The sequence below is a fragment of the Candidatus Andeanibacterium sp. genome (genome assembly GCF_057143545.1).
The window spans coordinates 42160-59468 of sequence record NZ_DBNHSF010000180.1 but is presented as its reverse complement, the minus strand read 5'-3'; the positions used below and the strand labels follow the sequence as shown (position 1 = coordinate 59468).

Genomic DNA, 17309 nt, shown 5'->3' with positions numbered 1-17309 from the left:
GAAAGCTGCTTGGCCGAGATATAGGCCGACCACCACTGATTGGTGATGATCGGGATATCCATGGCGTGGAAGATCTCGTGCGGGGTGTCGGCCTGGACGATGGCAAACGGCTCGCCATCCTCCACTACGCGTCGCTTCAGCTCCTGGACGTATCCCTTCTGGAAGGCAGTCGCCTCGGCCGTACATTCAAGCATCTTGCGGCTGCGCTGGTTGGCCGACGGGTTCAATGGAATACCCCTTCATCCTCGAGCCGGGCGATTTCGGCGTCGCTCAGGCCGCAAATGCCGCGCGCGATCGCATGGCTGTGTTCGCCCATCGATGGCGCGCGATAGGGCACGAACGCATCGCGCGAAAAATGCAGCGGACTCGCCATGTGGCCGAACGGTCCGAGCTTCGCATGGTCCAGATCCACCAGGGCATTGCGCGAGGCAATCTGGGGATCGCGCTCGAGCAGGTCTTCGCAATCCTGGACCACTCCGCAGGCAATTCCTTCCCGTTGAAGCGCCTCGGCAATGGCATGGTCTTCGCGCTGCGAAGTCCAGCCGGCGATATCGTCGCCGGTGATCGCCAGAAGCTTCGCGCGGTCGCTCTCGCCGAACAGGCTGATCACGACCCAGCGATCCTCTCCGAGTGCGGGGAAGATATCCTGGAACGGTACCGCTGGGTCGGAATTGCCCAGCCTTTCAGGTCGCTCGCCCCGTCTGGCCGCGGCGATGAATTCGCGCATCTGCTGGACGCAAATCTCGTACATCGAGGCGTCGATATGGCAGCCCTTCCCGGTCTCGCGGCGATGCTGCAAGGCAGCGGCAGCGCTCGCTGCCATGACATAGGGGACGATGACATCGCCATAGGGCACCGCCCCCGGAATGACCGGGTCGCGGTCGGGATAGCCGGTCATGTAGGTGCGGCCCGAGAGCGCGCCGCCGGTTCCGTCGACTCCCCATTCCTGCGCCAGCGGCCCGGTCTGGCCGAACACGCTGCCCGAAACCATGACGATGCCGGGATTGCGCCTCGCCAATTCGTCGTAATCAAGTCCGAGCTTGGCCATCGTACCCGGAGAAAAATTCTCGACCACCAGATCGGCCCATTCGATGAGCGGATCGAGCACCTTGCGGGATTGGGGATCCTTGAGGTTGAGCGTCACGCTGCGCTTCGAGGTGTTGAGATGCGCGAACCATGGCTTGTCGTCGAAATCGCCGGGCTTGGAGGCAGAGACCTGGACATCGAGCCGCGCCATGTCGGGCCGCGTCCGGCTTTCGATCTTGATCACGTCCGCTCCGAGGTCGCCCAGCGTCTTGGTGGTGATCGAGCCGACCAGGGCCCAGGCGAAATCGAGCACCTTGACCCCTGACAGGGGACCCGGTCGCTCGCCCGAGTGGATCGCCGGAGCGGCAGTCCGCTTGTTGCCCTCGCGAATTGCGACGAACCGCTCGGGGAGTCCCGATGGCGTATCGAGAAAACCTCGTGCCGCGAGATGCGCATCCTCGAGCACATCGCCCGGCTCATTGACGACGCAGGCGTTGATTCCGCGGCGGCGCCCTTCGGTGGCGATTTCAGCCTTCGTCCGCATCTTGAAGAAGGCATCGATCGCCGTTTCCCAGATGGCGCGGGTCTCGTTGGGCAGGGTCGAACGATTATAGGCCAGCCAGTCGACGCCCCGCAGCGGGTTGTCCATCCCGGCTTCGTCGATCCAGTCCGACAGCGCCTGGTTTGCCGGTGCACCCAATCGGCCGGTCATCAAGGAATGAAAGCACCAGCCGTCGGCAAGCCGCCAGATCGCCCGGACCTTGACCTTGCCGTATGCGATTGACCCACCGGCCCGGGCAAGCTTGCGCTTGTCGAACTGCCACACCAGCACGCCGTTGATGTTGCGGCTGAACGCGACCTGCTGGATGGAAATATCGACATGCTGGCCCTTGCCGTGCGTGCCGCGAGCATAATGGGCGGCCATCGCACCGGCCGCCGCGACCATGTCGGCGTGGAAGGTGCAGGCGTCCCCCGCTTCCTTGACTGGAGGAAGATCCGGCTCGCCGGTCACCCGCAAGGCGCCGCCCATGGCGGACGCGACCAATTCCCTTCCGCGCCAGCCGGATCGTGGCCCGCCCGAGCCAAAGGTCGTCACCGAGACCTGGACCGCCTCCTTGGCTGAGTCCGGCACGACGCTTCCCTCTCTTCCGATATCGTCGATCACGAAGGAGGCGCCGTCCACGGGACCGCCAAGTTCCGCACCGAGCGACGCGAGAAACCGCGCCAGCGGGCGCTCGGCCATGCCGCCCAGGATCGCCACCCTGTGGCCCGCGAGCGGCTTCATGACGATACCCCCTCGAGGAAGGCCCCGATCTCGGCAGCGGCTCCATCTGCTGCGCGCCAATCGCGGCGCGTCATGACCAGATAGGAAATTCCCGACGCATCGAGCGCATCGCGTTGCGCGGGCAGGTGCCAGGCTTCGGCCTCGTCCTCCTCGATCCGCCACAGGACCACCGCCTGCGCCCCGGTCGATGAAATCTGCTCTGCCAGGCGCTTGGCCGGATCGGCGAGGCAGCGCGGACCGATCGGCTCGGCATGGATCTGGCGCGCCAGCGCGGCAACCGGATCGCCGCTGCCTTCGGCAACCGGCGTGCCAAGCCGCGACCAGTATTCCGTGATTGTCTCGCCAACCGGAGAAAATCCGGCCTTGGCGATGGCCTCGTGGAGGCGCCGGTCGGGAGGAGGCGTTCCGGCCAGGAGACACGGCCTGGGACCTGGCTCGACCTTCATCTCGCCACGCTTCTGGTTGGTTTCAACGATGCCGGCTTCGAGTTGTCCTGGCGTCAGACCGAGCTTCGCGGAAAGCCGGCGGACCTGGTCGGTCGTTCGCTCGATGCTCGACCTGCGATCGAGCTTGGCCACGTCGAAGACGATTGCCTCCGGCCCTCCGATCAGCTCCCGCCTCTGCAGTTCGCAAACATAGTAGTAAAGCCTGTGCGATGTGTCGTCGGCGCGACTGAATACCACGCTGTCGAAAGCGTTGTATCCGCCATCGGCCCAGGCTTCGAGCACCGGCAATGCCCACGGAGCGAACTTGCTCTCAAGCCACTTGCCGGCGCGTGGGCATGCCTGGTCGGGGTTAAACGGAAGGGTGCCGGAATAGCTCCCTGTCGCAATGAGGAGGTCCTGCGGAAGGTTGGGGCCAATGCTTGCGATTACGGTCATGATCCCATCACCGCCGGTAGCCAGTAGACGAGTGCGGGAAACAGGATCAGCAGCGACAGGTGCAGGAAATCGCTCGCCAGGAATGGCAGCACGCCCTTGAATATTCTGCCGATCGAGACATCCTTGGCCACGCCCTGGATGACATAGAGATTCATCCCCAAAGGCGGATGGACGAAGCCGATCTCCATCGCCCTGGTGATGAAGATGCCGAACCAGATGGCCGACATTCCCGTGGCGCTGACGATCGGCAACAGGATCGGCGTGGTGAGGAGCATTAGCGCCAGGCCGTCCAGCACCGAGCCGAGCAGGAGCAACAGGATACCGATCAGGAACAGCGTGCCGATCGTTCCGAGGCCCAGCCCCGCGACGGCCTCGCCTGCCGCCTCGGCAAGACCGGTGATGCCGACGAAGCTGGAAAAGGTCAGCGCGCCGATGATGATCAGGTAGAGCATGCCGCTGGTCTTGAGCGTTTCCGCAAAGGCCTCCTGAAGCATCGGGAGGTTCAATTTCCGCCGGATCGCGGCAGTTGCGAGTGCCCCCGCCGAACCGATCGCAGCAGCCTCGGGCGGGCTGATCCAGCCCGACGCGATGCCGCCGATCACGACCAGGACCAGGACGACAATTTCCCAGATCCGCGCAAGTGCGCGGAGGCGATCGCTCCATGATGCGCGATCTCCCGCCGGCGCAATTTCGGGCCGCCATCTGACCAGCAGGAAGATTACCAAGCCATAGAGCAGCGCCTGGGTGATGCCGGGAATGATCGCGGCCGTGAACAGTTGTCCGATCGAGGCTTCCGCGATGATGCCGAACACTATCAATGCGCCCGAGGGCGGGATCATCTGGCCCAGGGTGCCGCCAGCAGCAACCGTGCCGGTTGCCAGCGTGTCCGCATATCCGCGCCGGCGCATCTCGGGCAGCGCAACAAGACCCACGGTCGCCGCCGTCGCAAGGCTGGAGCCATTGATTGTCCCAAAGCCGGCGCACCCTGCTACCGAAGCGTAGGCCAGCCCGCCGCGCCGGTGGCCGAGGAATTTCGCGGCGGCATCGAACAGGTCGCGGCTGGCGTCGATGGCAAAGAAGACATGCGCCATGAACAGGAACAGGGGAAGAGTGCCCAGCTCGTAGCGCGCAAGCGTGTCGATCACGACCACGCCCGATTTGATCAATGCCGGTTCCAGCCCAAGGATCAGGGCGAGCCCGCCGATTCCGACAAGCCCCAAGGCGACACCGACCCGGACGCCAAGCAGGAGAAGTGCGAACAGGATAAGGATTCCCACGATGCCGGTTTCGGGGGTGGCGATCATTTGCCCCCTCCCAAAACCGCGCGCCGAAGTGCGATCCCGACACAGCACAGCAGGCAGAGGTTTGCGTAGAGGCGGATCAACCACCACGGAATGCCGAGCAACTCGCTCCGTTCGTGCGCGCCCCAGAGATCGAGCGCGATCCAGCCAGACCCCGCGAGCAAGGCAACAAAGAACAAGGCTGTCGCAAGGTCCGATATGCGATCTGCGATATTTCGAAGGCCGCCCTTCAGGCGATCGACGACCAGCTTCACCCGGGCGTGATTGGCCGCCAATGTCGCGAGCGAGAGCCCCGATGCGGCAGCGACCAACACGATCGCCTGCATGAGCTCGATCGAGCCACGAAGGGGCAAACCGACATATCGCCCGACCACTGCAACGCTGTCTGTGAGCGTGGCAAGCAGCAGCGCCACACCCCCGATCCATGTCAACAGACTGCGAAAAGCTGTCATGCGGCCACCGCCAGTTCGCCGCGCTCGTCGATCCGGATCGAATCCAGGCCCGCCGCCACGGTGATTTCTTCCAGGTAGCGCGAGATTTCCTTCGCCCGCAAAGCGTCGGCGATGGTCGGCTTCCCGGGCGGTACAACATCGATTGGAATAATGCCCGCGCGGATTGATCCGCTGTCATCGATTTCGACGCGGCCCAGGAGAGCGTTCCGCGCTTCCGGGTGGAACGGGGCGAATGTGTAGGCAGGGTCGGGTTCGAAGCCGAACATTTCCTTGCGCTTTTGCGCCCACTCGCGGCGCGCGGGATGGTCCTGATCCGGCGAGAGCGCCCGTGTGACGACGCAGCCATTGCCCAGTCCGTGGAATACGGGCTTCCCACGATAAAACTCTATGCCCCTTGCGATGTGCGCATGATGGCCGATCACGACATCCGCTCCCGCGTCGATTGCCGCCCGGGCGATATCTCGCTCATAGGGCGCGAGCACCGCCGGGACATGCACGATGCCCTTGTGCATTGCGACCAAGATCACATCGGCGTCCTTGCGTGCCGATGCAACGTCGGTATTGAGAATCTCGATGGCTTCCGGGCTGATGTCCCGAAGACTGGCCCGGGGCGACACAGGTGATCCATCGGCGGTGCGGATGGGTAGGGAGGAACACCCGGCCCTTTGATGGGTGGCCCATGCCGCCTCCGGGCCAACACAGTTATAGCTTAGGAGAGCAATTCGCTTCTTCCCGGCCACTGCGATTGCAGGCCTGCGAGCCATGTCGAGATCGGATCCAGCGCCGCAATGAAGAATGCCGGCCTCGTCAAGCCCCGAGATCGTGTCTGCGATGCCCTGCGGGCCGCAATCGGCAATGTGGTTGCCGGCAAGCGAGACCATCGAGATTCCCGCCTGGGCGATTGCCTTGAGATTCCCGGGTGGGGCTCCGGGAGCTGGAACGTCGCCGGCGAGTTCCGCCCGGCAGTTCGTATGCGGCACTTCGAGATGCGCGATGGCAAGATCGGCCTCCCGAAATGCCGGTGCAATTCCGGCCAGCCAGTTGCCGGCGTCCGGTTCATCGAGAACCAGATCGCCGGCCATGACAATGGATATTGCTCGACATGACATCGATGTCTCAATCGCTGGCTGCCTGCCTGCGCCCTTCCCGGATCAGAACCGCGTACGTAGGCTGACCGCGAACTCGCGTCCAATCGGATTGGTGACGGTCGGGTCATAACCGCCGCCGCTGTTCTGGCCCTGCCGCGAATTCACGTAAGGCGGATCCGTATTGAACAGGTTTCTTACTTCCACTCCCAAAGTGAGTCCGTCGACCGCGCCAAGTTCGAAGGATTCGTCCAGGCGCCACGAGAACATCAGGTCGACAAGGGTGTAGGAATCCACCTTCTCGTCGGGTTCCACGATGTCGTTGGTGTACCCACCGACATGCTGCACCATGGCCCGGGCATTGAACGGACCATGATCCCAGGCAATCGCGCCGCGGGCCTTGAAGGTCAGCGGGTTGTAGATCGTATTCTTCAAACTGACGAAATCGCCTCCGGGAGTGAACGCCACATCGTATTTCGTGAGATAGGTGCCATTGAAGGCAAAGGTCAGCGTATCCATGCTGCTGACAAAGGCCCTGTATTCGACATTGAAATCGATGCCCTGCATCTTTGAACGGCCCAGGTTGAGGCTGCGGCCATCGGCATAGATACAATTCGAATAGTCCGGCGCGGGACTATCGAGGCATGCGGTACTGGCACCGCCGATCGTCCTTATCGCTACCGGACCCGTATCGGCGATACCGTTGTCGCGGATGTCGATGATCCGGTCGTATGCCTCCTTGCCGAACAGGATCACGTCCGTTCCGGCATATTCGTCGGCATAGGTCAGGATCGACAGGTTCGACAGCAGGCCGGCAATCGTGTTTTCATAGGCGATGTCGAAATAGGTCAGGTTGATCTTCCATCCGTCCGCCGGTTCGAAATCCGCGCCGACGGTCCAGGTCGTTGCCGTTTCCGGCGTCAGGTCGGGATTCGGGCCGGAGCCGATCTTGAACACCGGCAATGCAGCTCCGCCTGACGGATTCTGGTGATTCTGCACGTACAGGAACGTGCTGTTGCCGAAGATCTCCGGAAAAGTCGGGGCGCGGAAAGACGTGCCGTAACTCGCCCTCAGCTTTACCCCGTCGGTCGGAACCCAGTTGAGGCCGAACTTGGGATTGGTGGTATCGCCGACATCGCTGTAATCGTCGTATCGAACGGCAGCGGTCAGTTCGAGCTCCTCGAATCCGGCAGTGGCATTTCCGGGGCCGAAGATCGGCACCAGGACTTCGGCATAACCGGAATGGACCTTGCGGTTGAAGATCCGCTCGGTACCCTGTCCTCGCGCCAGGATCATCGTGAAATCCTGGCCTTCGTAGCCAACGGCCATCTTCACGTCGCCGCCGGGAAGCGCAAACAGCGGACCGTCGAAGCCGGCCTGCCAGGTGGTCAGTTCGCCGTCTGTCGGAAAGGTTGCGTCGGCATCGAATATTCCGGCGATCGTGGCGGCCGCAGTTCTACCAAGACCATAGGGATCGAAGGCTGTGGCAGGGTTGGAACTCGCCAATGCCGCATTGAGCGCAGTCAGGTTGAGGCCCGCGGTTGAATCGGCACGATCCACGGCCTTGCCGTATCCGAGCCTGCCTTCGAACTTCCAGTCGGACGGAAGGAACACCCGGACGCCCGGTGTGACCTGCCAGTTCTCCTGAAATCCTCCGTAGAGATCCTGCCCGCTCTCGTTGATGAAATTATAGGCAATCTGGTAGCCACCCGACCCCGGCACATAGAAGCTCGGGGCCACGAAGAAGGCATTGGTCTCGGGTACGCGAATCGTCTGGGTGATGACCCCGGGCATGCGGACAAAGTCGCGCTTGTTGTAGTATCCGTCGAACAGGAACTCGACGTTATCCATGATCTCGTAGGTCAGCGTGCCGCTGACCGAATCGTATTCCTGCTCGGGGAAGAGGTCCTGCTCCGCCTGCGGGTCGCAGAGATTCTGCGTTCCGGCAACCAGGCTGTTGGCATTTGCACTGGTTAGCTGGTCGGGCAGTGCATAATTCTGCCCGCCATAGATCAGCGTGCCGGGCGAACATTGGTTGACCCGGTAGTCCGGTCCTCCCCAGGGCCTCAAGTCGGATGTGTTGAAATCGCGGTCCGCGCCTGCGAGGTTCGAACGAAACGCATGCTCGTATGCGATCATCACCTGGCCGCGGTCGAACACCTTGCCCAGGGCGACACCGGCGTTCCATTCCCAGAAATCGCCGTTGCCGGTGGTTCCGATCCGGCCGAACGCTTCGACTCCGTCCAGGCTGCGACGCGGGATGAGGTTGACCACCCCGGCAACCGCGTCCGAGCCATAGATCGCGGAGGCGCCGTCGGCGATGACTTCGACCCGCTCGACGCCAAGCGTCGGGATAACCGATGGGCTGATGGCCCGACCGTTGGTGGTCATGCGATGACCGTCAAGGATGATCAGGGTCGCAAAGGGCCCGAGCCCGCGAAGATTGATCGAATTCGACCAGGTCGCATTGCCGTTGCCCGCATTTTGTGCGCGCGAGTTCTCGGAAAAACCGATGTCGAAAACCTGCGGCAAGTCCTGGATCATGCGGTCAAGCGTGACTTGTCCAGCGGTCTCTATCTCTTCCCGGCCAAGCGTGGTCACCGTCGCGCCAACAGGAGTTTCGCCGGAAATGCGGCTGCCGGTCACGACAATGACTTGATTGCCGCCTTGCTGCGACGGCTCGTCTTCCGAGTCCTGAGCCAATGCAACTTGTGCGTAAGTCAAGCTGGCCAGGCCGACTGCCGTTAGCGATACACCGCGAAGCAGCGACTGCCCAATCCTAGTACTACTCTTTAGCATCCTACCCTCCATCGAGTTCCCGGCAATCGAAAGCCGGCAATTTCCGTCTAATCGGCCAACGGCAAATCAAGCCGCGACGCATCGAGCCCGCCATGAAGCACCGTGATATTGGGTGCCGGATCGAGCTGGATTTCCTTGAGATTTCGCTGGCGCGGGTCCGCACCTGTTATCGTCAGCCTTAGCCGCGCCCCCGAGGGGATGACCCTCGATATGGGCGTCAAGGCCAGCGAGACATGCACCGATTCTCCGGGCGCCGGCGGGTCGAGATCCTCCGCGAGGCCCGAATGCCACGGTTGTCCAAGCGTTTCGTATGGGGCCTGGGACAATTTGCGGTGTAAAAGCTTGAGCCGTCCGAACGAGATGACCTGGGCGTCTTTCCCTTGCTCGACAAGGTCGAGATAAACCCACAGATCGGCCGCGGGATTGTCGGTCGCTACCGTCAGCCGCGCGGTCGGAAAACCGATCAGTTTGAGCGGCGCGGCAATCGGCGCGCTGGTATAGCTCAGCCCGTGCTCGTCCATCGGGCCGATCCAGAAGGCGAAATAGTCCGGCGGGGGCAGGTCGTAATCGACCGTGAAGCTGTTGCTGCCCGCTGCCGGCGGAGCAGGAACCAGCAAACCATCGCTCTCTGAAAGCGCGGTCCCACTCGCGGCGCCATCCAGAAACCAGGGCACCGGCCGCGATTCCACGCCGGGCAGCTCGTCTGAGCGGACGTAGCCGCCTCTTCCATCGAGCCCTTCGACCCAATATGTCGCCCTCGGCTCGAGATCGATCCCGTTGGCCACGCCCTTCAAGTGATGATCGAAAAAGCGGATGATCTCGCCGGTGAAATCGAATCCCGGCGGCGTCTGGCAGTGGCCGCCCGGACCCGCGAGGAACTTTCCGCCCAGATTGGCTGCCCCCAGGATCACCTGTCCGGTGGGCTCGTCTTGCCAGTTGCCCCAGAAATAGGTGGCAATGTCCGCCGCGCGAAACGTGTCGAGATAGGTGTAGGGACCGGCTTCGAGCCAGAAGGCGTTTCCGGTCAGGTCGGAAATGCTGTCGCGAAAGGGCATCGAATACCACAGCCCCGACATCGAGGTGTTGGCTGCGTGCTCGGCCACCGCCTGCCTGAGCAGGACTCCGTCGGGATCGGCATCCACAGGGATGCTGGCGAGATCGACCGAGGGATCTTCGTCCGGACGCGTGTTGAATTGCGCGGTAATGCCGCCGTTGCGGACGAACGCGTATTTGTCGAGATCGGTAGCGCCGATGAACGCCGCCTTCAGCGACGGTGGCGCAGTCGTGGCGACATGGAAAGTCGTTCCGCCAAGATAGGAGCAGCCGATCATCCCGACTTCGCCGGTCGAGAAGGGCTGGTCCGCCAGCCATTCGACGAGGTCGTGGCCGTCGCGCGCTTCGGTGCGATCCTGGAACCCGCGGCGATGGCCGAAAGAGGCGCCCTTGCCGCGAATATCGGCGACTGCAACCACGTAGCCCGCGCGGATCAGCGAGCGCAGCGCGAGGCTGTCGTTCAGCGCTGCCTCGCTGGGTTCGCCGTCTGGACCGATGAACCGCGCCCGGTAGGGCGTGAAGACAAAAATGACGGGGAGTTCACCGGTCTCTACCTGGTTGCCATCGGCGGGCCGATAGATATTGACCGCAAGCCTCGTGCCGTCGCGGACGGGCACATGGATCGAACTGCGTTGATAATCGGGATAGCTGCGCGCAACAGTCGGGGACGATGCGCCAAGCGCGACGCCGATGGCGATTATCGCCAACAGAACCTTGTCAATCCTCTCCCTCATTGACGACGATCATTTGCCAGTGTCGAACATGCTTCAACGAAAAAGTGGATAACCAAATTGTTGACAATATTGTCGTCCCGGCATAGCCCTGCTTTTTGTGACAAACTTCGAAAACATGCTGCCAAGAAAAGGGCCCAGCGGTGTCGAGATCGCCGACTGGATTCGCGGGATGATCCGCAGCGGCCGATTCGTCCCCGGCCAGCGATTGGTGGAAGTCGATATCATCCGGCAAACCGGAGGCAGCCGGTTCAAGGTCCGCGAGGCCCTGCAGCGGCTGGAGGCCGAAGGGCTGGTCGAGATCGAGGAATTCCGCGGCGCGTCGGTGCGCAATCCCAGCATGACGGAAGTGCGCCAGCTCTACCGTGCTCGCGGTGCGCTGGAGGGAATTTGCGCCGCGGATTTCACGCGCAACGCAACCGCCGAAGAAAAGGCGCAACTGGTTGAGATCGCTGCCGCAATGGAGGCCTGTGTCGAGGAAGGCGCGCCCGAAAAGTTCGGCGGGCTCAACACCAAGTGGCACTCGCTGATCATGGAGGGCGCAGGCGATCTCGTGATCAAGGGGGTCGTCAGGCGGTTGAATACGCCAATCCATCACCTGGTTTTCGAGACCTTCTATCGCGGCGAGCGCCTGCGCGCCGCGGCGGCGGATCACCGGGTCATCATTGCCGCGATCATGAAAGGCGATGCCGGTGCCGCCGAGGCGGCAATGCGGGAGCACGTTGAAAACGGGCTCAATTTCCTCACCAAGCTCGACAGCGAAATCCATTTCGAGGACCCGATCGTCCAGCATTGAGCGGGAATACGATCGCCGCAAAACAGGGGTCTAAAGCGTCCGAGAGCGCACCAGGTGTCCCACCGCGTACACCGCCAGCGCCGCCAGCGCGGCGGGGATCGCGAACAGCGACATGATGGTCGTCTCGGCGATCCCCAGGACCAGGCCATACCCGATTATCACCGGCGCCACGATCGTCCCGAGACGGCTCACGCTCTTGGTCAGGCCAATACCGAATGCCCGAAGATCGTCCGGATAATAGGTCGTCAGCACGTAGTTGATGCCGCCATAGGCCCCCAGGAAGAAGAAGCCGCCGGTGGCCAACATCAACATCAACAACCAGCCGGGCGCCGTGGCGAGGGACTGCCCGACCAGGAACAGCGTGACCGTCGCGATGATCAGGAATGCGCCGAGCACAAGGGTACCGCCGAAGCGATCGATGAGCACGCCCACACCGAGCGCCGCGATAATCCCGCCAAGCGAGAAAATGGTCACCGAGAGCGCAGCGAATGACTGGTCGCGTCCGACCTCCACCAATAATGTCGGAAGCCATGAACTAAGGCAGTACTGAACCGTCAGCATCGAGATGAACATCAGCCAGAGTAACAAGGTGCCGCCGAGCAGGCCGGGGGTAACCACGTCCAGTGTCCGCGAACCGGTCACGGCCGTTTCGGCCGGACCCGGGCGGCGACCCGGTTCGCGCAGCCAGACGATTGCGGCCATCGCGGTGACTGCGGAGGTTGCCCCGACAAGACCGATGGCAAGGCGCCAACCGCCATTGTCGAGGAAGGCCGAGGCAAGAATGCCGGATACGGTTGCTCCCGATCCGTAGCCGGTAAAGAGAACCATCAGAGCGAGGCCGAGGCGGGCCTTCGGCGCGATCCTGGTGACGATTGCGAGGCAGCTCGGCAAACATCCGCCAAGAAAGATTCCGTCGACCAGCCGGAATGCGAACAGCGACCATGCGTCCCAAGCGATTGCAGTGGCAAATTGCGCCAGGCTGAACCCGAACACCGCCAGGATGATCGCAAATCGATGGTCTCGCCGCCGGGCAATCACCGGGAATGCCAGGAGACCGATAGTCTGGCCGATCAGGTTCGCCGAAAAGATCTGCCCGAGTGCCGCAGGGCCCAGTCCCAGCTCTGCCGAGACCTCGGGCGCCATGGGGCCGAGTACCGTGTGGATCAGGCCGTCGAGAAAGTAGATCGCGGTGCAAACGCCGATCGCTGCCAAGGCTTGCGCAGAGAATCGGTCCGGACTCTCCGCATCTTCTGCCAGCGATAATGGCATTTCAGATGCCGAAACGCTCGCGCGCCTCTGCCACCGTTGCGGGCTCCATTCCGAACAGCGCGCCGATCTCGGCGGCCTTTGCCACCATCTCGTGATTATGCCTCGCTACCGAACCGTCGGGCAGGTGAATTCCGTCTTCGAACCCGACGCGCACGAGATCGCACTGCATCGATAGGCCGAGCGTTACCATCTTGAACATGTCGCGCCCGGTCGAGGTCATGCCCCAGATCGCCTGCGGGAAATATCTCAGCCCTTCCTCGACATTGAACAGCAGGTTGCGCGTGATCGCTGGTACCGCGCCGAATCCGCCGCCGTGAAGCAGCCAGATGTTCTTGCGGTGCCTGTCGAACAGGCCTTCTTCGGCATAGCGCATGAGGCGATGGATCACGCTGGCTTCGACGATCTCGAATTCCAGCGCGGATCCCCGGGCATAAACCTCCTTGATGGTCGACCGCAGGAACTCGGGCGAATTCACATAGGGCGTTTCCTTGTGATAGCCGCCCTCCGGATGATAGAAATCCGCCGAGCCACCAGCGACACCGAACACGTCGGGTCGGGGTTCGATGTTGAGTAGCCCGAGCCTCTCCTCGTCGCTCGGCCAGATGAAGCCTCCGGTCTTCGGATCGCGCCGCACGCCAATCCCGTTGGTCGTCTGGACAAGGACCGGGCAACGCTCGCGAATTTCCCTGATGATTTCCGAATAGATCGCGGGATCGCCGGAGTTCTTGCCTTCGCGGTCACGGGCATGGACGTGCACCAGCGCGGCGCCCGCTTCGTAACAGCGGGCAGCGGCCTCTCCGAGCTCCGCAGGCTGCTTGGGAACCATTGCGCCATCGCGATCCTGCTGCATCCCTCCGTTCAGCGCCACCGTGATGATGAACTTGTTGCCGGCGAACATCCGTTTCTCCCCTTGTTTCCGGAACGATAGGGCGCTGCCGGACGATCGGCAACTCGTCTCGTCGGCGAAGACCGCTTGCGTCAAATGCGCTGGCATTTTGCCATCGCCTGAACGACAAGCGGTGCATGACGGACGGGGCCGAGAGCGACAGGACATCACTGGAGGGCAAGGTCTGGGCAAAGCTCGCCCTGTGGCTGATCCTGCCGATCGCCCTGCTGACTTTCGTCAATTCGATCGACCGCGTGAACGTGAGCTATGCCGGGGCCGCGATGTCGGCCGATCTTGGCCTGACGCAGAGCCAGTTCGGCCAGGGCGTGAGCATGTTCTTCGTCGCCTACCTGGTGTTCCAGTACCCCCATGTCCGGCTGCTCAGGGCGTGGGGCATCAAGCTCTGGCTGCTCGCCTCGATGCTGGTGTGGGCGGCGTCGGGCTTGTGGATGGCGCATGTCACCAGTGCGGGCGAGTTCTATGCCGCACGGTTCCTGTTGGGCATGGGGGAGGCGGGCTTTGCTCCGGGCATGACCTGGCTGATCTCGCAATGGGCGCCACCATCGCTGCGCGCACGAGCGATGGCGGGTGCGCTGGTCGCGGTGCCGCTGTCGATGGTCCTCGGCGGGCCGCTATGCGGCTGGCTGCTGGGCCTAGCCAACCCGCTCGACCTTGCCGCGTGGCGCTACATGTTCCTCGTCATCGCCATTCCCAATGCGGTGCTGGCGTTCGCCGCGGCGGCCTATTTCGTCGATCGCCCGGCCAAGGCAGGCTGGCTGTCGGATCCGGAGCGCGCCTGGCTGAAGCACGAATTCCGCGCGCAGGAGGAAACGCCGCTGCCGCCGCCGGGATTTGCCGAAATCGCCCGCGACCCGTGGCTGTGGCGCTGCTGCGCGACCTGGCTGCTGGTGATGACCGGCTCCTACGCGCTCGCCTTCTGGCTCCCGCAACTGGTCCGCCAGCTCGATATCGGCGGCAGCGAATTCATGATCGGCACGCTCAGCGCCTTGCCCATGCTTGGGCTGGCGATCGGGCTGCTCGTCAACGGGCGCCGTTCGGATCGACGCGGCGAGCGGCTGCTCCATGTCGGAATTCCGAGCGCGGCGGCAGGGCTCGCGATGCTGCTCGCCGCCTTCCTTGCGCCCGGCTGGCCGGTGCTCGCGCTGCTCACCCTGACCGGCCTGGGCCTCGGCGCCGCGCAAGGCGTGTTCTGGGCCGTGCCGAGTTCGGTTCGGATCGGCGGCGACAAAGTTCCGGTGGGCGCGATCGCCCTGATCAGCATGTTCGGCACGGCGGGCGGGATCATCGGGCCGTGGCTGACCGGCGTGCTGGTCGAAAGCAGCGGCAGCTTCTCGCTGGCAATCGCGGTTCTCGCGTCGCTGCTGATAATCGCCCTTCCCGTGATCGCCCTTTCCCCGCCGCGCACAGCCTCGAATCTTTCCGTTTAGGATTGAGGCTTTTTGCCGATCCTCCCCTGCAAGGGGAGGGGGACCGCCGCCAAAGGCGGTGGTGGTGGGGTGTCCCCGCCGGCGGTTACAACCCTCCGTCAGCGGCTGCGCCGCTGCCACCTCCCCTTGCAGGGGAGGATCGAAGAGGTTCGATCAAACTCGGAATGTATCTAGCCTGCGATCAGCTGGGCGGCCTTTTCGGCGATCATCACCGTCGGCGCATGGGTATTGCCGCGGATGACATCGGGCATGACCGAGGCATCGGCGACCCTGAGCCGCTCCACCCCCTTCACGCGTAGCGCGCTGTCGACCACGCTGCCCATCGCGCAGGTGCTGGTGGGATGGCCCGCGCTGATCAGCGAGGCGCGCAGCCAGGCGTCGATTGCCGCATCGTCCTGTGACTCGGGTCCGGGAGCCAGCTCGAACTCCGCCAGATTGGCGGCAGGTTCGGTTGCGAAGAACTTGCGAATGAAGCGGAAGCCTTTTCTCAGACGTTCGCGGTCGCCCTCGGCGCTCATGAAATTGAACTGTACGATGGGCAGGGTCTGCGGATCGGGCGAAGCGAGCGTCACCTCGCCCCGGCTTTCGGGGTCGAGCAGGATCGCGCCGCAGGAAAACATCGGCGTCGGCGGCTTGCGCCAGAGCGGGAACCACGGCCGTGCGTCATAGCCCGAATGGACGATCTGGAACTGCATGTCGGGCCGCTCCTGCTCTTCGCCGGTGCGAATGAAGCCCTGGATCGACATCGGGCTCTGGCTGAGCGGACCGGTGCCGGTGAGCCGCCAGCGGAGGAAATTGACCGCCAGCCGATCGAGCCTGATCTCGCGGTTGAAGCCGATCGGGACCGACGCCTTGTAAAGCGCCATGGCGATCGGATGGTCCTGCAGATTCTGCCCGACGCCGGGAAGGTCGGCGACCAGGTCGATCCCGTGCGCCGCCAATGCCGCGCCAGGGCCAATTCCCGAGAGCATCAGCAAATGCGGACTGTTGAGCGCGCCCGCGCACAGGATCACCTCGCCGCGGCAGCGCAGGATTGTCGATCTCGCGCCCGCCGCCAGTTCGACCCCGACCGCCCTGCCATCCTCGATCAGCACCTTTCGCACCAGACTATTGCCGATGACTTCGAGATTTGGCCGTGCCTTTACAGGGTCGATGAAGGCCCGCACCGTGCTCGCGCGGCGGCCGTTCCTGATCGTGCAATCGGGCATTCCGAAGCCGTCGGGCTGGGCAATCGTGAAATCGGGGCATTCGGGGAAACCAAGCCGGCGCGCGGTCTCCATGAATGCCGGAAACAACTCCGGATCGGGCCGCATCGGCGAGATTGCCATCTCGCCATCGCCGCCATGGATTTCACTCGCCCCGCGCCAATTATTCTCCGAGCGGCGGAACAGCGGCAGGACATCGGCATAGGACCAGCCTTCGTGCCCGGCCGCCGCCCACGCGTCGTAATCCGCCGCGGCACCCCTGATATACATCGTCCCGTTGATCGATGACGATCCGCCCAGCACCCTGCCGCGCGGGATCGGCTGGCTGCGGCCATCGAGATTGGGGTCGGGCGCGCTCAGGTAATTCCAGCCAAAGCGCGGATCCGCCGCCGCCTGCATCCAGGTGAGCGGCATGTCGATCAACGGATGGCGGCACTCGCCCCCGGCTTCGACCAGCGCCACCCGCAGGTTCGGATCGGCACTCAGCCGGTTGGCCAGCACGCACCCTGCACTGCCCGCGCCGACGACGATATGGTCGAACTCTTCCACTTGCCGATCCGCTCCGTTACTGGTTGGCCTGCGTAGCGCATTTGCCGGGCGGGGAAAGAGGGAAGCAACGACTTGAACAAGCCTGGGTTAGAACTGGCGTTCCACGTCCGGCTCGATTTCGAGCCCGGGCCGCGCACCCGGTTCATGCCTGCGGGCAAGGCCTTTACCCGCGGATTTGTTGGCCTTGCGGGCGGCGACATCACCGGCCCGCGCCTGTCGGGCAAGGTCGTGCCGCATTCTGGCGGCGACTGGCCGTGGATGTGGGACAGCGGCCTGATCGAGTTCGAAGCCCATTATATGATGGCAGCCGACGACGGCACGCCGATCTATATCCACAATCGCGGATTGGCCTATTCGTCGCCAGCGGCGCTTGCCCGGATCGAGGCCGGCGAGACGCCCGAGCCCGGCGACAGCTATTGCAGGATCACCCCGCGCTTCGAGGCGCCGGCCGGGCCGCACGAATGGCTCAACCACACCATCTTCGTCGGGGTGGCCGAACGGCGCGGCGATTCGACCTTCTTCGATTACTACGCGGTGACCTGA

13 protein-coding genes and 1 pseudogene are annotated in these 17309 nt (G+C 63.4%); 3 read left to right on the top strand and 11 right to left on the bottom strand.

Annotated features, from left to right (window positions below):
- From AC16XC_RS10925 to AC16XC_RS10890, 8 genes and pseudogenes are all read right to left on the bottom strand, one after another.
- Positions 1 to 194 (bottom strand): annotated as a pseudogene (locus tag AC16XC_RS10925) (2-hydroxyacyl-CoA dehydratase subunit D); the annotation flags it as partial.
- Positions 195 to 223: 29 nt separating this feature from the next.
- A complete protein-coding gene (locus AC16XC_RS10920; protein ID WP_484034689.1) occupies positions 224 to 2311 on the bottom strand; it encodes a CaiB/BaiF CoA-transferase family protein in 2088 nt (695 codons plus the stop codon).
- A complete protein-coding gene (locus tag AC16XC_RS10915; RefSeq protein ID WP_484034688.1) occupies positions 2308 to 3192 on the bottom strand; it encodes a hypothetical protein in 885 nt (294 codons plus the stop codon). The genes AC16XC_RS10920 and AC16XC_RS10915 overlap by 4 nt, the downstream gene beginning before the upstream one ends.
- A complete protein-coding gene (locus AC16XC_RS10910; RefSeq protein WP_484034687.1) occupies positions 3189 to 4496 on the bottom strand; it encodes a TRAP transporter large permease in 1308 nt (435 codons plus the stop codon). Before AC16XC_RS10910 ends, AC16XC_RS10915 begins: the two co-directional genes overlap by 4 nt.
- Positions 4493 to 4924 carry a TRAP transporter small permease gene (locus AC16XC_RS10905; protein ID WP_484034686.1) on the bottom strand — a complete coding sequence of 144 codons (432 nt, stop codon included), beginning with the start codon at positions 4922 to 4924 and terminating at the stop codon, positions 4493 to 4495. Before AC16XC_RS10905 ends, AC16XC_RS10910 begins: the two co-directional genes overlap by 4 nt.
- A gap of 17 nt (positions 4925 to 4941) precedes the next feature.
- Positions 4942 to 6027: a CapA family protein gene (locus AC16XC_RS10900; protein ID WP_484034685.1), complete on the bottom strand. Its 1086-nt coding sequence runs from the start codon at positions 6025 to 6027 to the stop codon at positions 4942 to 4944.
- Between the two features lie 69 nt (positions 6028 to 6096).
- Positions 6097 to 8733, bottom strand: a complete 2637-nt coding sequence (locus AC16XC_RS10895; RefSeq protein ID WP_484034684.1) for a TonB-dependent receptor — start codon at positions 8731 to 8733, stop codon at positions 6097 to 6099.
- 143 nt (positions 8734 to 8876) lie between these two features.
- Positions 8877 to 10589 carry a CocE/NonD family hydrolase gene (locus AC16XC_RS10890; RefSeq protein ID WP_484034683.1) on the bottom strand — a complete coding sequence of 571 codons (1713 nt, stop codon included), beginning with the start codon at positions 10587 to 10589 and terminating at the stop codon, positions 8877 to 8879.
- Between the two features lie 124 nt (positions 10590 to 10713).
- Here AC16XC_RS10890 and AC16XC_RS10885 point away from each other — a divergent pair, with 124 nt between their 5' ends.
- On the top strand, positions 10714 to 11409 hold the full coding sequence (locus AC16XC_RS10885) for a GntR family transcriptional regulator (protein ID WP_484034682.1): 696 nt from the start codon (positions 10714 to 10716) through the stop codon (positions 11407 to 11409).
- Between the two features lie 30 nt (positions 11410 to 11439).
- Here AC16XC_RS10885 and AC16XC_RS10880 read toward each other — a convergent pair whose 3' ends face one another.
- A complete protein-coding gene (locus tag AC16XC_RS10880) occupies positions 11440 to 12621 on the bottom strand; it encodes an MFS transporter (protein WP_484034681.1) in 1182 nt (393 codons plus the stop codon).
- Positions 12622 to 12679: 58 nt separating this feature from the next.
- The gene (locus AC16XC_RS10875) at positions 12680 to 13576 is read right to left on the bottom strand and encodes a beta-keto acid cleavage family enzyme (protein WP_484034680.1); all 897 of its coding nucleotides are present in this window, start codon (positions 13574 to 13576) and stop codon (positions 12680 to 12682) included.
- A 125-nt stretch (positions 13577 to 13701) separates the two neighbouring features.
- Here AC16XC_RS10875 and AC16XC_RS10870 point away from each other — a divergent pair, with 125 nt between their 5' ends.
- The gene (locus AC16XC_RS10870; RefSeq protein WP_484034679.1) at positions 13702 to 15012 is read left to right on the top strand and encodes an MFS transporter; all 1311 of its coding nucleotides are present in this window, start codon (positions 13702 to 13704) and stop codon (positions 15010 to 15012) included.
- Between the two features lie 170 nt (positions 15013 to 15182).
- On the opposite strand, the gene AC16XC_RS10865 is transcribed toward AC16XC_RS10870, so the two are convergent.
- Positions 15183 to 16766 (bottom strand): GMC family oxidoreductase, encoded by a 1584-nt coding sequence (locus tag AC16XC_RS10865; protein ID WP_484034678.1) that lies wholly within the window; start codon positions 16764 to 16766, stop codon positions 15183 to 15185.
- Between the two features lie 72 nt (positions 16767 to 16838).
- On the opposite strand from AC16XC_RS10865, the gene AC16XC_RS10860 reads away from it, so the two are divergent.
- The gene (locus AC16XC_RS10860) at positions 16839 to 17309 is read left to right on the top strand and encodes a DUF3237 domain-containing protein (RefSeq protein ID WP_484034677.1); all 471 of its coding nucleotides are present in this window, start codon (positions 16839 to 16841) and stop codon (positions 17307 to 17309) included.

Coding starts and splice junctions, on each gene's coding strand:
- AC16XC_RS10920 (WP_484034689.1), bottom strand. CDS start 2,311: ATGAAGCCGCTCGCGGGCCACAGGGTGGCGATCCTGGGCGGCATGGCC.
- AC16XC_RS10915 (WP_484034688.1), bottom strand. CDS start 3,192: ATGACCGTAATCGCAAGCATTGGCCCCAACCTTCCGCAGGACCTCCTC.
- AC16XC_RS10910 (WP_484034687.1), bottom strand. CDS start 4,496: ATGATCGCCACCCCCGAAACCGGCATCGTGGGAATCCTTATCCTGTTC.
- AC16XC_RS10900 (WP_484034685.1), bottom strand. CDS start 6,027: ATGGCCGGCGATCTGGTTCTCGATGAACCGGACGCCGGCAACTGGCTG.
- AC16XC_RS10875 (WP_484034680.1), bottom strand. CDS start 13,576: ATGTTCGCCGGCAACAAGTTCATCATCACGGTGGCGCTGAACGGAGGG.
- AC16XC_RS10870 (WP_484034679.1), top strand. CDS start 13,702: ATGACGGACGGGGCCGAGAGCGACAGGACATCACTGGAGGGCAAGGTC.